Source organism: Arthrobacter sp. FW306-1B-G06A, from assembly GCF_058781765.1.
The window spans coordinates 33573-47723 of the sequence record NZ_JBYSXB010000019.1 but is presented as its reverse complement, the minus strand read 5'-3'; the positions used below and the strand labels follow the sequence as shown (position 1 = coordinate 47723).

The window sequence follows — 14151 nt, the reverse complement described above, 5'->3', positions numbered from 1 at the left end:
CCCCCCCCCCCCCCCCCCCCCCCCTCCGCGCGTCGATCATTGTCGCTCTCTCCTCGACGCTCGCTCACGTGTGTCGGGTTTTTCCTCGACGCTCGCTCACGTATGTGGGGTTTTCCCCCGACGCTCGCTCACGTATGTGGGGTTTTCCCCCGACGCTCGCTCACAAACCCAGGAACTGTGCTGTGGCTTCATGGCCTTCCACCTTTAGCTTCCAATCGGGTCGGGTGAAGGAGCCCGAGGTGAGTCGAACTCGTTGGACCTGCACGACGTCGGTGCCCCATTGGTCGCGGTAAATGCCGTTGGGTTTATAGCCGAGGCTGGCGGAAACGCCCAAGGATTCCTTGTTCCAAATGGCAGCTTCGGATGTCGCTACTTCGGCGTTCAGGTAGTCGAAGGCGTAGCTGAGGGCGGCCGCGCGCATCTCCTTGCCAAGGCCTAGGCCTTGGGCGCCTTTCTTGAGCCAGGAGCCGGTGGAGACGGTCTTCAACGATGCGAAGTTCTTCGCCTCGATATCCTGGCAGCCAATGAACTCGTCGTTATGCCAGATGCCGAGGAGGAGCGTCCATGATTCCGCAGCCATTCCCGCACGGCAGCGCCAATACCACCCGGCCATGTTGGCACCCAACTCATCCTTGGGCAGTTCCGTCCAGGGGTTGCTGAAGGGGGACTTCCCAGGCTCGTGAATGCCGCTGAGGGCGGCCTTGACGGCTGCGGGGATGTCGGCGTCCTGTATGGGGCGCAACTCCAAGCGGGGTGTGGTCAGGATGAGGCCGAAGAAGGGCCAGATGGCGCTTAGCTCATTCATCCGGGAAGCCTAGCGGACATGTGAGCGGGCGTCGGCCGGAAACCCGATATATGTGAGCGGGCGTCGGGCGGAAACCCGATATATGTGAGCGGGCGTCGGGCGGAAACCCGATATACGTGAGCGGGGGTCGGCCGGAAACCCGATATACGTGAGCTAGCGTTCCAGGGCGGGGCCGCGCTCATGCACGGGGACCGATGTCCCAGCTGATGTGCTTGCGGACGTCGGTGAGGTTCATCGATTCGGCGAGGAACAGATCGTCCAGCATGTATTCGTCCACCCCCAGGATCCGCATCCAATGCCCGTGGCCGGTGGTATCGCCGTCGAGCGATTGGCTGGAAACGCACACGCCCGTTCCCGAGTCCACCCGCAACAGCGTGCGCCCAGGGAAACAGAGCGGCGTTGCCGCATCAGCAGCCACGTAACTGGATCCCGGCGTCGCGATGGTTTCGAGCGCTGGACGCCCCTCGTGATCCACTTCCCGAATGGCGCCGAACGACACCCTGTTGGACTCGGGAAACTCCATCGGCACCGGCGCATTTCCGGCGAGCTCGACAGGATCGAGGGCAGCCGCGAGCCGACCGTTCCCGAACGACGGTTCACCGTACGCTGCCTCGGGGCGCCGGCGGACCAAGCCGGCGGAGTCGTACACGGGGGTCACCAAGTGGGCCGGCAAAAGCCAGGACTTTCGCTTGGAGCCTAGGTAAAGCCCGTCTCGGGAGTCGTTGATGCCCGTGGTGCTATGCAGTAACGCACCGTCGACGGTTTCGAGCCGAAGCGCTCCCGGCCGGCGCAACCAGGCGCGCACTGTGGCATCCGCCTTGCCCGGCCTGTCCAGGTATTCGAACCTGAGGCTTGTCCATTTCCATGGGGAGGAGCGGCAGAGGTTTCGGAAGGTGGAGGACATGTCGGCATCCGGACTGCCATGGATTTCTGCACTGTAACGCCCCATATCCACAGTCTAAGCGTGCGTAACCGGCGGAGGTTTGAGAAAACCGATAGCATCCGAGGGTGATCCGACGACTCGGCGAATTATGGGGGACCAGTTTCCCGGCCTTCTGGCTGCTGCTCGCAGCTTGTGTTTACTTTGCTGTCATGGCTGCCCGGCTCACGGTCATCGACGTCCGTCACCACCTCTTGCCCAACCGGATCGTCTTCCCCTCCTATGCCATCGCCGGTGCGTTGCTGCTCGGCGCTGCGGTGGCCGTCACCTTGGCGGGGGGAGCGGCTGGACCAGCGCCCGACGGCGGTGCCCCCTTCCTCGGGGTGCCTGCCTTGGGAATCGTGGCCGGGGGAGCCGTGCTGTGGGTGTTCTATTTCATCCTGCGCTTGGTCTACCCGCCGGGGATGGGCTTCGGCGACGTCAAATTGGCCGGCGTCCTCGGCCTTTACCTTGGCTATCTGGGTTGGGCGCATGTTTTTGCCGGAACATTTGCGGCGTTCCTCTTCGGTGGGCTGTGGAGCCTGGGAGTCCTTGCTGCCCGGCGGGGAACCTTGAAATCTTCGATACCGTTCGGGCCGTTCATGCTGGCCGGTGCCGCTGCGGCCATGTTTGCCCTGCCGGCGTGAGGAGAGCTGTGGGCAAACGGAGCGAGAAGCGACCGTTTGAGCCGCCTTGCCCGCTGTCATTCGGGCATCGCCGGTGGGATACTCGCCCTACTGGCGGATCCGATCCGGAAGCGGAGGCAGAGCTCGTGTTGGTTATGGCTGATTCAACGGAAGCAGGCTAGGCCGTGCCGGTCCCGGAATTCATCCGGGAAATCCGCGAGAAGATCGGCAACGACCCGCTGTGGCTACCCGGCGTCCGGGGCGTGGTCCTGGACGACGAGAACCGGGTCCTGCTGTGCCAACGGGCCGACAATGGCCGGTGGACCCTGATCACCGGAATGCTGGAACCCGGGGAGCATCCGGCCCCTGGTTTGCTCCGCGAGATCTTCGAGGAGACTGCAGTTGTGGCCGAAACCGAGCGCATCCTGGCGGTGGGCGTGATCGGCCCGGTCACGTATCCCAACGGAGACGTCTGCGACTTCCTGGATATTGCCTTCAAATGCCGCTATGTCTCGGGAGAGGCCCGCGTCAACGACGACGAGTCAATCGCAGTCGGCTGGTTTGCCCTCGACGAGTTGCCTGAGATCAGTGCCGGCCACCGCGAAACCATCCGGCTTGCGCTGGAGCCAGGTTCCGCCGTCGCATATCAGCGGGATTGACGGGCCGCGAGGATCGCGCGGGCAGCGAAGAGGCATGCGGCGGCACCACAGGCAATAGCGCCGGCGATGGTCCACCATTCGCCCTTGGCGGAGGCTATCGAGACGGCCAGGAGGCCGAAAAGGACTGCCCCGAGTCCCCATCGAACGGCCGGGCTGATGTTCGCGGATTCTTCGGGCTCTGAACTCATGCGTTCCAGCCTAAGCCAGATGCTCGGCCCGGAGGACATGCCCGGCGTTGCGTCCCGGCAGTGGACAGATTCCCATATGTCCACTGGTCCGAGCCAAGGGCGGGCATGTCCCGGGCTCAGCGCCGGGCGAGCTCGCCGTCTTTGTCCCCCAGCGGGCCGGACTCCGGAACAGCGTCTACGGCGCGAGACCCCTCGCCGGAACCCTCGGCGGAACCCTCGGGGGTTCCTCCGAGGCGTTCGGCTTCAAGGCGTTCGGCCTCGGCGCCCCCGACGGCCTCGCCCCGGGCCACCATTCCGGCGGTGTCGGAGAGCGGGATCTGCTTGAGCGTGATCGCGAGGAGGAGGGCGATGGCGATGAACGGGATGAGGTACCAAAACACGGGTGCCAGTGAATCGGCGTAGGCGTTGACGATGGCGTCCTTGACCTGGACCGGCAGTTGGGCCAGCGTCTGAGGGTCAAGCTTGCTGGTGGACTGTGCGGCCTGTGCAGCAGAAGCCCCGGCGCCGGTGAATGCCTCGGTGAGGGACTCAGCGAGCCGCGTGGTGAAGATCGAGCCGAAGACGGCGACGCCCAAGGAAGCCCCGACCTCGCGGAAGTAGTTGTTGGTGCTCGTTGCCGTGCCGATCTGCTCGGCTGGAACGGCGTTCTGCACCACGAGGACGATGACCTGCATGATCAAGCCCAGGCCTGCGCCGAAGATGAACAGCTGGATGCAGATGACCCAGATCGGGGTTGCCGCGGTGAGGGTCGTGAGCCACAACATGGCAACGATCGTGAGGCTCGCTCCGAGGATCGGGAACATCTTGTACTTGCCGGTCTTGGAGATGCGGATACCGGAGTAGATCGACGTACCCATGAGTCCCACCATCATCGGCAGCATGAGCAGGCCGGAGACGGCGGCCGAGGTGCCGGAGGACATCTGCAGGAACGTCGGCACGAAGGCGATAGCGGCGAACATGCCCAAGCCCAGGGTGAAGCCGATGGCCGTGGCGTTGATGAAGATCCGGTTCTTGAACAGGCTCAACGGAATGATGGGATCTTCGGCTTTACGCTCCACAAGGACGAAGAGGAAGGCAGCAAGCACCATGCCGGCGCCGAAGGCCCAGGTCAGCGGGGAGTCCCAGCCTTGGTCCTTCTTGCCGCCGAAGTCGGTGAAGAAGATCAGGCAGGCCGTGGCAGCGGACAGCAGCAGCACGCCCAGGATGTCGATGCGCTTTTCGGCCTTCTTGTTCGGCAGCGTGAGCGTGAACCAGGCGATCGTGAACGCCGCAATGCCGACGGGGATGTTGATGTAGAAAGCCCATTCCCACGTCAGGTGATCGACGAAGAAGCCGCCCAGGAGCGGGCCGGCCACGGCGGAGAGGCCGAAGATGGCGCCGAGGGGACCCATGTACTTGCCGCGTTCCTTGGCAGGCACGATGTCCGCGATGATGGCCTGCGACAGGATCATCAGGCCGCCGCCGCCCAGGCCCTGGATGGCGCGGAAGATCACGAAACCCCAGAAGTCGGTGGCGAGGGCGCAACCGATGGAAGCTGCGGTGAACAAGCCGATGGCAATGAGGAAGAGGTTCCGCCGGCCCAGGATGTCACCGAATTTGCCGTAGATCGGCATGACGATGGTGGTGGCCAGCAAGTAGGCCGTGGTGATCCAGGCCTGGTTCTCCACGCCGCCGAGCTTGCCGACGATCGTGGGCATGGCCGTGGACACGATGGTCTGGTCCAGGCTCGAGAGCAGCATTCCGGCGATGAGCGCCGAGAAAATGATCCAGATCCTTCTCTGGGTCAAGAGCAGCGGTGCGGCCGCTTTGGTCTTGAGGGTGGTACTCACGGTTGGTCCTTCTGGGGTTCGACGGGGTGGGTGTCCAGCGCTTGGGCGAAGAGAGTACGGGCTGCGTGGAGGTTCCGGTCCAGCAGTTCGCGGTAGGGCTCGGTGTTCTCTTCGGAAAAGAACTGTTGGCTTGTCTTCTTGGTGACGGCGCCGAAGACCGCCGCGGCCATGACGATCTCGGCATGGTCCGCGGCGAGGCCTTCACGGGATGCGATGAGCTCTGCGAATTGGCGCTCGCGGACTTCGCCTTCACGGGTCAATCGGCCAAGGAGCTGGGGCTCGGCCTTGACTGCGGCGATGAGTTGGCGGATCTCCGAAGGGCTGACGGTGGACCGCTCGAGGACCGCCAGGGTGAAGTGCCGCAGGGCGGACAGCAGCGAGCCGGAGATCGTGCCGGCTGCACGATCGGGATTGCGGTTAAAGGCTTCCAGCGCGTCCTCGGGAAGCTCGTCGGAGAACGAGCCGATCACTGCGTCTTCCTTGGTGTGGAAATAGTTGAAGAAGGTCCGCCGCGATATGCCGGCCTGCTCGCAGGCTTCCTCGACAGTGAAGCCGTTGAGTCCGTGCTGGGCCGTCAAGGACCGCGCGACGGCGGAGATCGCCGCGCGGGTCTGAGCGCGCTTGCGCTCCCGGAGTCCACCGTCGTTAATTGCACTATTTTCCACAGAGTAAAGTTTTGCACTTTTGATTGGAAAGTGCAAGAAATCCTATGCGGGCAGAAACGACGACGGCGGCCGGCGCCTTCCGTGGGGAAGGTGCCGGCCGCCGTCGGGCTGGCCAGTCGGGCTGGCGAGAAACTAGGCCTTGTGGGCCGGGCGGGTCATGGTGGTGACGTCGAGGGCCTTGTCGAGCTGCTCTTCAGTCAGTTCGCCGCGCTCGAGGTAACCCAGGGAGACCACGGCTTCGCGGATGGTCAAACCCTCCGCAACGGCCTTCTTGGCGATCTTTGCCGCTGCTTCGTAACCGATGAACTTGTTCAGCGGGGTCACGATGGACGGGGAAGCCTCGGCCAGGAAGCGGGCGCGCTCGACGTTCGCGGTGATGCCGTCGATCATCTTGTCGGCCATGACGCGGCTGGTGTTGGCCAGGAGGCGGATGGATTCGAGCAGGTTGGCAGCCATGACGGGGATGCCGACGTTGAGCTCGAAGGCGCCGTTGGTACCGGACCAGGCGATGGCGGTGTCGTTGCCGATGACCTGGGCACAGACCATGATCGAGGCTTCGCAGATGACCGGGTTGACCTTGCCCGGCATGATCGACGAACCCGGCTGGAGGTCCGGGATGGAGATCTCGCCGAGTCCCGTGTTGGGGCCGGAGCCCATCCAGCGGAGGTCGTTGTTGATCTTCATGAAGGAAATGGCGATGTTGCGCAGCTGGCTGGAGCCCTCGATGAGGCCGTCGCGGTTGGCCTGCGCTTCGAAGTGGTCGCGTGCCTCGGTCAGCGGCAGGCCGGTGTCGGCTGCGAGCAGCTCGATGACGCGCTCCGGGAAGCCTTCCGGGGTGTTGATGCCGGTGCCGACCGCGGTGCCGCCCAGGGGGACCTCGGCGACGCGGGGGAGGGCGGCGTTGATGCGCTCGACGCCGTAACGGACCTGCGCTGCGTAGCCGCCGAACTCCTGGCCAAGGGTCACCGGGGTGGCGTCCATGAGGTGGGTACGGCCGGACTTGACGACGTCCTTGAACTCCACGGCCTTGCGGTCCAGGGAAGCAGCCAGGTACTCGAGGGCCGGGATCAGGTCGTTGATCAGGGCCGACGTCGCGGCGACGTGGACCGACGTCGGGAAGACATCGTTGGAGGACTGCGAAGCGTTGACGTGGTCGTTCGGGTGGACAACTTTGTCGCTCCCGGCGGCCGCGAGGGCGCGCGTCGCCAGCTCGGCGATGACCTCGTTGGTGTTCATGTTGGAGGACGTGCCCGAACCGGTCTGGAAGACGTCGATGGGGAAATCGCCGTCGTACTTTCCGGCGGCAACCTCATCGGCAGCGTTGGCAATCGCCTCGGCGAGCTCGCCGTCGAGCACCCCAAGTTCAGCGTTCGCCAGGGCCGCGGCCTTCTTGACGCGGGCCAGGGCCTCGATGTGCGCGCGCTCAAGCGTCTTGCCGGAGATCGGGAAGTTCTCCACGGCGCGCTGCGTCTGGGCGCGGTACAGGGCGTTCACAGGAACGCGAACTTCGCCCATCGTGTCATGTTCAATACGGAACTCGGCCGTGTTGGATTCTTGAGTGGAAGTCATGGGGCTAGCTTATGGCGAGCAGCCGCTTGACCGAAAACCGGTGGAACAAAGCTACGGCCGCCGCTTGCCGCCCCTTCGGGGCGGCCCGGCATCCGGCCTAGAGCTTGCCGATCCCGGAAACAAGCGCCGCGCGGCCTTCGTCCAGTTTGTAGGAAAGCCCGACGACGGCGGCCCGGCCGTCGTCGATCGCGTCGGAAATCACACGGGAACTGTCGGCGAGGCGGCGGGCCGTCTGCTTGACGTGCTCCACCACCATCTCGTTGACGTCCGTCTGCTCGTTGCGCATTGCGGTGAGGACGGAAGGCGTGATGCGCTCCACGAGGGAACGGATGAAACCTGCCGGCATTTCACCGGTCTCGACGGCACTCTTCGTCGCGGTCACCGCGCCGCAGCTGTCGTGGCCAAGGATCACGATGAGCGGAACATGCAGTTGGGAGATGCTGTACTCCAGCGAGCCGAGCACCGCGTCGTCGATCACCTGACCGGCGGTGCGGACCACGAAGGCATCGCCCAGGCCGAGGTCGAAGATGATTTCGGCGGCCAGGCGGGAATCAGAACAACCGAAGATCACGGCAAAGGGGTGCTGGTCCTCCACCAGGGAATGCCGGCGGGAAGCGTCCTGGTTGGGGTGCATGGACTCCCCGGCGACGAAGCGTTCGTTTCCTTCGCGCAGACGGCGCCAGGCAAGTGCAGGAGTCAGATAGGTAGCCACGGCGCTACTTTACGGCTTTGTGGTGCCAGGCTGCGAAACTGTGTCGCCCGGCTTCGTGCTCGCGTCCGCCGAAGCGACCGGAGCTGCGTCCATCGCCTTGACCACTGCGGTGGCCAAGGTGGAGAACTCGTCCAGGCCGGCGCCGCCGCTCAGGATGATCGTGGTGCCGCGGTAGTTCAGGACCATGCTGCGGTTGCCCTTGGCCGTGTCGTGGAGCTCCCAGTCGTGGCCGCCGGCGCTGCGCGTTCCGGTAACCGGAGCACTGCCGGTCTGCTGGAAGATCCAGGTTGGGTTGGCCTTGCGGGTCTGGATAATGCCGATGAAGGCCTGCTTGGGAGTGACGTATCCGACCTCCCACGTGGGCACGCCATCGCCGGTTCCGGATGACCAGCGGGCGTAGTTCGGACTAAATGTGTCGCCGGTATCCGGCGCCACCGGTGTGAAACCGGCCACATCTTTCGCATTGGCGGCGGTTGCCGCCACATCGACGTTGGGCTTGTAACCGTTGCTCTTTGGCGCCGGATTCATGAGCACAATCGGCAGGAACGCCAGCACGCAGAGGAGCAAGGCGATGAGCATGCCAATCACCGAGGCATTGGCCCTTTTGGCTGCTTTCGCCGGGATAACGGGCTTCACCGCGGCCTGACCAGCGTCGTCGGCGCCAGCTGCGCCCGTGCCTCCGCCGTCGGAGGGGGCGGCGGCAATTGCTTTGTCTTGCGTTTCACTCACGCTTCAATAGTCTCCTATCCAAGCGGCTAATACACATCGGCCGGTCCGCGCAAGGGGCGTTCCGGGAGTTGGTCATCCCATGACCGCGCCACCCCGCCCCGACTATGATCTCTTCTAGAGGAATCATTCAGGCCGCCAAGCCCAGCCATTCCTGGTCCCACGAATCGCGTCATCGAAGAAGAGGTTCACGTGTCTCCAGCGCCAATGTCCCAGAAGTATTCCACGATTTCGCCGGCGCTCGCCGTCGGGACCGATGAGCCGGACCGCAACCTGGCCCTCGAACTTGTCCGGGTTACCGAAGCTGCCGCCATTGCGGGCGGCCACTGGGTTGGATTCGGCGACAAGAACAAGGCAGACGGCGCCGCCGTCGACGCCATGCGCTCCTTCCTCCACACCGTCCATTTCAACGGCGTCGTTGTCATTGGCGAGGGTGAAAAGGACGAAGCCCCCATGCTCTTCAACGGCGAGCACGTCGGTGACGGCACCGGACCCGAGTGCGACGTCGCCGTCGACCCCATCGACGGAACCCGCCTGACCGCGCTGGGCATCAACAACGCCCTCGCCGTGTTGGCAGTTGCCGAGCGCGGCACCATGTTCGATCCCTCCGCCGTGTTCTACATGGAGAAGCTCGTCACGGGTCCCGAAGCAGCCGACATGGTGGACCTGCGCCTCCCGGTGAAGCAGAACCTGCACTTGATCGCCAAGGCCAAGGGCGTCAAGGTCAACCAGCTCAACGTCATGATCCTGGACCGCGACCGCCACCGCCCGCTGGTGGAGGAAATCCGCGAAGCCGGTGCCCGCACCAAGTTCATCATGGACGGCGACGTCGCAGGCGCCATTGCCGCTGCACGTTCCGGCACCGGCGTCGACGCCCTGATGGGCATCGGCGGCACCCCCGAAGGCATCGTTGCCGCTTGTGCCATCAAGTCCCTCGGCGGTGTCATCCAGGGCCGCCTGTGGCCCACCAGCGACGACGAGAAGCAGAAGGCCATCGACGCCGGACACGACCTCGAGCGCGTCCTCTCCACGAACGACCTCGTCACGAGCGACAACTGCTACTTCGCCGCTACCGGCATCACCGACGGCGACCTCCTCAAGGGCGTGCGCTACTCCAAGGACAAGGTCCTGACCCAGTCCATCGTGATGCGCTCCAAGTCCGGCACCATCCGCTTCGTCGACGGCGAGCACCAGGCCAGCAAGTGGGAGGGCTACGCCCGCAAGTAGGACCCACCCCCCAGCGCGAACTGGCAGCAAATGCCCTCTGAATCGACGCAGAGGGCATCTGCTGCCAGTTCCCGCGAAGGAACCCTAGCGGAGCTTTTCGCGCAGCTTCCGGGCCAGCTGGTAGGCCCCGTAGCGGAGCTTGTTGACGGGAAGGTCCCACGTGCCGGGGTAGGCGATTTCCCTGCCTCCGAAGGACTTCTTGAAGGCGGTGAATCCGGCCCACTTGTGGTCGGGCTCGTCCTCCGGGGCCACGCCCCACAGGTCGACGTGCTTGAGCCCCTTGTCCTTGGCATCGGCCATGAGCGTCACGAGCAAGGGAATGCCCGCGCTGAGCTTGCGGTGCGTGTCATCGAGCGCTGCGTGGGCGTAGGTGCGGGTGTCGGCGGAGTCGTACGCCAAGGCGGCCGCAATGGGTTCGCCCTCGAGTTCGGCGATGAACAGCGTGCCGGCACCAGCGGGCATGAGGGAGCGGGCCACCGAGCTCAAGTAGTCGTCGCTCTGGGGCTTGAAGCCGTTGCGTGCCGCTGTCATGTGGAGGAAGTCGAGAAGTATCGAGATCTCTGCGGGATCCTGCGAGGACCGGAAGGTGACGCCCTTCTTGTGGATGTTGCGGTACAGGTTCCGGTTGGTGGGTTTCATGCCCGCAAGGACGTCTTTGAAGTCGCCGTCCAGATCCACGATCCAGCTCAATTCCGGCTGCTGGTTGGACGGCGCGGGCTGGAGGCCGCGTCCCCCCAGCACCGCAGCGGCGTCGGCCGCTTCAAATCCAGCAGTGACGGGTTCCATCCTCACAAACACCGCCTTGCTGCGGCGCGCAATCGCCACCAGCGCGGCCAGGGCTTCGTCGAAGGCTTCCAACGAGTCGGCCACGGGGCCGTATGGAGAGTAGATGACCTTTCCAGCCGGGTTCTTTTCCTCCACGGCGAGGAAACGCCACCCCGGACCGGACTCCTCGTGCACGGTGCGGCCGACGGATCGCTGGAAGGCCGCCCATGCGGGCGTTTGCAGGAAGTACTCCACCCCTTAATTCCCCAAGCCGGTTGTGACGGCAAAGGCGACGCTGGTTCCCGTTGCGCCGGAAACCGGGTGCACCATCACGGGCTCTTCGGATGCCGGGATGAAGGCACTCCCGCCGCGTTCCACGGCGAGCTCGCTCTTGGGGGAGTCGAGCACCACGGAACCCGAAACCACGACGACGACGGCGGGACCGGCTTGCGCCATCGGCACCGGTTCCGCTCCGGGAGCCAACTCGATGCGCTGGAGCTGGAATTCCTTGAAGGGCGGCACATAGAGATCCTGGCCGAATCCGGAGATCCTGGGCTCGATGCGCGGTACGCCGAGGGAAGCGAATTCGATGGTCTTCAGGAGTTCGGGGACGTCGATGTGCTTGGGGGTGAGGCCGCCACGGAGCACGTTGTCCGAGGCCGCCATCACCTCGACACCGAGGCCTTTCAGGTAGGCGTGGACGTTTCCGCCCGGCAGGTACACCGATTCGCCCGGGGACAGGAAGACGAGGTTCAAGAGCAGCGAAATCAGGACACCGGGGTCGCCCGGGAACTCATTGTTGATGTCCATCAAGGTGGAGAGTTCCGCGGCGTGCTGACCCATCGGTGCGCCCGATTTCAGGATGGAAACCACCTGATCGGTGGCGGCGGAGACGGCATCCCCGCCGGTAATCAGCCGGGTGAACGCAGCCTTGAGTGCCGACGGCTCATCGGGCTCGGAGAGATCCGCGATGACACCGGTGATGACGTCCGGGACGTCGACGGCGGCAAGGTCCAGGAGGGTTGCGAGATGCTCGAAGACACGCTGCGAATCCGCGGCCGGACGGAAACCGCAGAGGGCGTGAAACGGGGTCAGCGCAAAGATCATTTCGGGCTTGTGGTTGTCATCCCGGTAGTTGCGCTCGGGCGCGTCCGCCGCCATGCCTGCGGCATTTTCCTTCGCGTATCCGTCCTTGGCCTGCTGCAAGCGAGGGTGGACCTGCAAGGACAGGGGCTTGTCGGCCGCAAGGAGCTTGGTGAGGAACGGCAAGCGCGGACCGAATTCGGCCACGCTCGTTTCACCGAGGAAATGCACGGGGTCCACCTTGATCAGGGCGTCCAAGGCGACGGACGATCCATCCGGACGGGTGGCCACGGACGGCGAGTCTGGGTGCGCTCCGATCCACAACTCCGCCTCCGGACCGCCCGAGGCGGGCCTTCCCAGCAGAGCGGCGATCGCCGTCGTCGATCCCCATGCGTAGGGGCGGAGAACATTCTCAAGCTGGTACACGGCAGGGGATCCTTGTCATTGCGGGACGGTACATTCGGGATTGCCGGGGATGACCTCTTAACGGCTGCCCGGGCTCTTAACGACTGCTTCGGGCGGAGACGTTCGCGGTGGAGAAGACTTCGGCGACCTTGTCGCGGAGCCGGGCGCCTTTCTCGGTGGCGGTGTTGTTGAGCTCCTGGGCGAATTCGAGCAGTTCGCCGCGAAGCCGCACGGCCAGCTCGTCGGTTCCGGACGCCAGCATGCGCACTGCCAGGAGGCCGGCGTTACGGGCGCCGCCGATGGACACCGTGGCGACGGGAACACCGGCGGGCATCTGCACGATGGACAGCAAGGAATCCATACCGTCCAGGGTCTTCAGCGGGACCGGGACGCCGATGACGGGCAGCGGGGTGACGGAGGCGAGCATCCCCGGCAAGTGGGCCGCGCCGCCGGCTCCCGCGATGATGACGCGGAGGCCACGTTCATGGGCAGTCTGGCCGTATCGGATCATTTCCGTGGGCATGCGGTGGGCTGAGACGACGTCGGCTTCGAAAGGGATGCCGAATTCTGCCAGGGCGTCCGCCGCGGCTTCCATGACCGGCCAGTCGGAGTCGGAGCCCATGACGAGGCCTACGATCGGGGCGGCGACAGCCGCATCCGCGTTTTCGGCTTCCATGTTCTCTGCGCTCATGCGGTCTCCTCGGAGGTGGTTTCGGCCGGCATGCGGCCGTCGCGGATGATGTCGGCCACTACGGTGGCGCGGTGTCGGATGGAGTGGACGTCCGCCGTCGAGTTGCCGACGAGGTTCACGTGCCCGATCTTGCGGCCGGCCCGCACGGACTTGCCGTAGCAGTGGACCTTTGCGGCAGGTTCGTAGGCTAGGGCCTTCGGGTAGGCGCTGAAGAGATCCTGATTGTCGCCGCCCAGGAAGTTCTTCATGACAACTACTGCGCCGAGCGCGTCGGTGGCACCGAGCGGGAGGTTGAGGACCGCTCGCAAGTGCTGTTCGAACTGGCTCGTGACGGAGCCGTCTTGCGTCCAGTGGCCGGTGTTGTGCGGCCGCATGGCGAGCTCGTTGACCAGGAAGCCGACTCCGACGCCGGGCGTTTCGAAGAGTTCGGCCGCCATGACGCCCGTGACTCCGAGTTCATTGGCGATCCGCAGCGCTGCCTCTTCGGCCGCTGCGGCGACTTCTACGGGAATGTCCTGGGCCGGCGCAATCACTTCGTCGCAAACGCCGTCCACCTGGACGGTGTGGACTACCGGCCAAGCACGGGATTCGCCGTCTGGGGTCCTTGCGACGAGGGCGGAAAGCTCGCGGCTGAAGTCAACCTTCTCTTCCGCGAGCAGCGGGCTCATGGCGTCGAACCAGTCCGTGGTGCTCCGGGCGTCGTCGGCGGAATGGACGATGCGCACGCCTTTGCCGTCATAGCCTCCGCGCGGGGTCTTCAAGACGATCGGCCAACCGGTCTGCTCACCGAATGCCACGAGGTCCTCGACGCCGTGGACTGCAGCCCACGCCGGATTGGGGAGCCCCAAGCGGTCGATCGCCGCGCGCATCACCAGTTTGTCCTGCGCGTGCACCAGGGCATCGGGGCCGGGCTGGACGTTGACTCCGGCCTCGATCAAGGCCCGGAGGTGCTCGGTGGGAACGTGTTCGTGGTCGAAGGTCATGACGTCCAAGCCCTCCGAGAACTCAAGAAGGGCCGCGAGGTCCTTGTAGTCGCCAATGGGGGCCGTTGCTACGGCCTGGACTGCGGAAACGTCCTCACCTTCAGCAAGGACCCGGAGTTCAAAGCCGAGAGCGGTTGCGGCCGGGGCCATCATTCGTGCGAGCTGTCCGCCGCCCACCACGCCAATTACAGGAAAAGTCACAAGGTTCAGCCTACCGAACCAGCGGCTGGTTCCCAGATTCTGCTCGCCGCTGGGTCCTTGGAACCCGGCTCGAAGCCGTCGGCACGGAACAAATGGGC

15 protein-coding genes are annotated in these 14151 nt (G+C 64.8%); 3 read left to right on the top strand and 12 right to left on the bottom strand.

Annotation, left to right across the window (positions count from 1 at the left end):
* Positions 1 to 160 precede the first annotated feature (160 nt).
* The gene (locus AC3WJM_RS11680; protein ID WP_476910272.1) at positions 161 to 805 is read right to left on the bottom strand and encodes a GNAT family N-acetyltransferase; all 645 of its coding nucleotides are present in this window, start codon (positions 803 to 805) and stop codon (positions 161 to 163) included.
* 178 nt (positions 806 to 983) lie between these two features.
* Entirely contained in the window at positions 984 to 1754 is a 771-nt protein-coding gene (locus AC3WJM_RS11675) for a hypothetical protein (protein ID WP_441437672.1), read from the bottom strand.
* Between the two features lie 59 nt (positions 1755 to 1813).
* Here AC3WJM_RS11675 and AC3WJM_RS11670 point away from each other — a divergent pair, with 59 nt between their 5' ends.
* Positions 1814 to 2371 (top strand): prepilin peptidase, encoded by a 558-nt coding sequence (locus tag AC3WJM_RS11670; RefSeq protein WP_284990414.1) that lies wholly within the window; start codon positions 1814 to 1816, stop codon positions 2369 to 2371.
* 164 nt (positions 2372 to 2535) lie between these two features.
* A complete protein-coding gene (locus AC3WJM_RS11665; RefSeq protein WP_059387959.1) occupies positions 2536 to 3009 on the top strand; it encodes an NUDIX hydrolase in 474 nt (157 codons plus the stop codon).
* Here AC3WJM_RS11665 and AC3WJM_RS11660 read toward each other — a convergent pair.
* The 6 genes from AC3WJM_RS11660 to AC3WJM_RS11635 form a co-directional block, all read right to left on the bottom strand.
* Entirely contained in the window at positions 2997 to 3197 is a 201-nt protein-coding gene (locus AC3WJM_RS11660; RefSeq protein WP_492271936.1) for a hypothetical protein, read from the bottom strand. The two genes, AC3WJM_RS11665 and AC3WJM_RS11660, sit on opposite strands and share 13 nt — an antisense overlap.
* Positions 3198 to 3313: 116 nt before the next feature.
* Positions 3314 to 5026, bottom strand: coding sequence for an MDR family MFS transporter (locus tag AC3WJM_RS11655; protein ID WP_492271935.1), 1713 nt, complete (start codon positions 5024 to 5026; stop codon positions 3314 to 3316).
* Positions 5023 to 5691: a TetR/AcrR family transcriptional regulator gene (locus AC3WJM_RS11650; protein ID WP_306961173.1), complete on the bottom strand. Its 669-nt coding sequence runs from the start codon at positions 5689 to 5691 to the stop codon at positions 5023 to 5025. The genes AC3WJM_RS11655 and AC3WJM_RS11650 overlap by 4 nt, the downstream gene beginning before the upstream one ends.
* A gap of 132 nt (positions 5692 to 5823) precedes the next feature.
* On the bottom strand, positions 5824 to 7260 hold the full coding sequence (locus AC3WJM_RS11645) for a class II fumarate hydratase (RefSeq protein ID WP_284990418.1): 1437 nt from the start codon (positions 7258 to 7260) through the stop codon (positions 5824 to 5826).
* A gap of 97 nt (positions 7261 to 7357) precedes the next feature.
* Entirely contained in the window at positions 7358 to 7972 is a 615-nt protein-coding gene (locus AC3WJM_RS11640; RefSeq protein WP_059387956.1) for a carbonic anhydrase, read from the bottom strand.
* Between the two features lie 9 nt (positions 7973 to 7981).
* On the bottom strand, positions 7982 to 8701 hold the full coding sequence (locus AC3WJM_RS11635) for a DUF4245 domain-containing protein (protein ID WP_492271934.1): 720 nt from the start codon (positions 8699 to 8701) through the stop codon (positions 7982 to 7984).
* Between the two features lie 204 nt (positions 8702 to 8905).
* Between AC3WJM_RS11635 and glpX the strand changes: the two genes are divergently transcribed.
* The gene (glpX, locus tag AC3WJM_RS11630) at positions 8906 to 9925 is read left to right on the top strand and encodes a class II fructose-bisphosphatase (protein ID WP_171983398.1); all 1020 of its coding nucleotides are present in this window, start codon (positions 8906 to 8908) and stop codon (positions 9923 to 9925) included.
* 84 nt (positions 9926 to 10009) lie between these two features.
* Here the strand turns inward: glpX and AC3WJM_RS11625 are convergent, their stop codons facing one another.
* From AC3WJM_RS11625 to AC3WJM_RS11610, 4 genes are all read right to left on the bottom strand, one after another.
* Positions 10010 to 10945 carry a lipid II:glycine glycyltransferase FemX gene (locus tag AC3WJM_RS11625; RefSeq protein WP_492271933.1) on the bottom strand — a complete coding sequence of 312 codons (936 nt, stop codon included), beginning with the start codon at positions 10943 to 10945 and terminating at the stop codon, positions 10010 to 10012.
* 3 nt (positions 10946 to 10948) lie between these two features.
* Positions 10949 to 12199, bottom strand: coding sequence for a mannose-6-phosphate isomerase, class I (gene manA, locus AC3WJM_RS11620; protein WP_284989858.1), 1251 nt, complete (start codon positions 12197 to 12199; stop codon positions 10949 to 10951).
* Positions 12200 to 12275: 76 nt separating this feature from the next.
* Complete coding sequence (purE, locus tag AC3WJM_RS11615; RefSeq protein ID WP_306961180.1) at positions 12276 to 12869, bottom strand: 5-(carboxyamino)imidazole ribonucleotide mutase; 594 nt, start codon at positions 12867 to 12869, stop codon at positions 12276 to 12278.
* Positions 12866 to 14053: a 5-(carboxyamino)imidazole ribonucleotide synthase gene (locus AC3WJM_RS11610; protein WP_492271932.1), complete on the bottom strand. Its 1188-nt coding sequence runs from the start codon at positions 14051 to 14053 to the stop codon at positions 12866 to 12868. Before AC3WJM_RS11610 ends, purE begins: the two co-directional genes overlap by 4 nt.
* Positions 14054 to 14151: the final 98 nt, after the last annotated feature.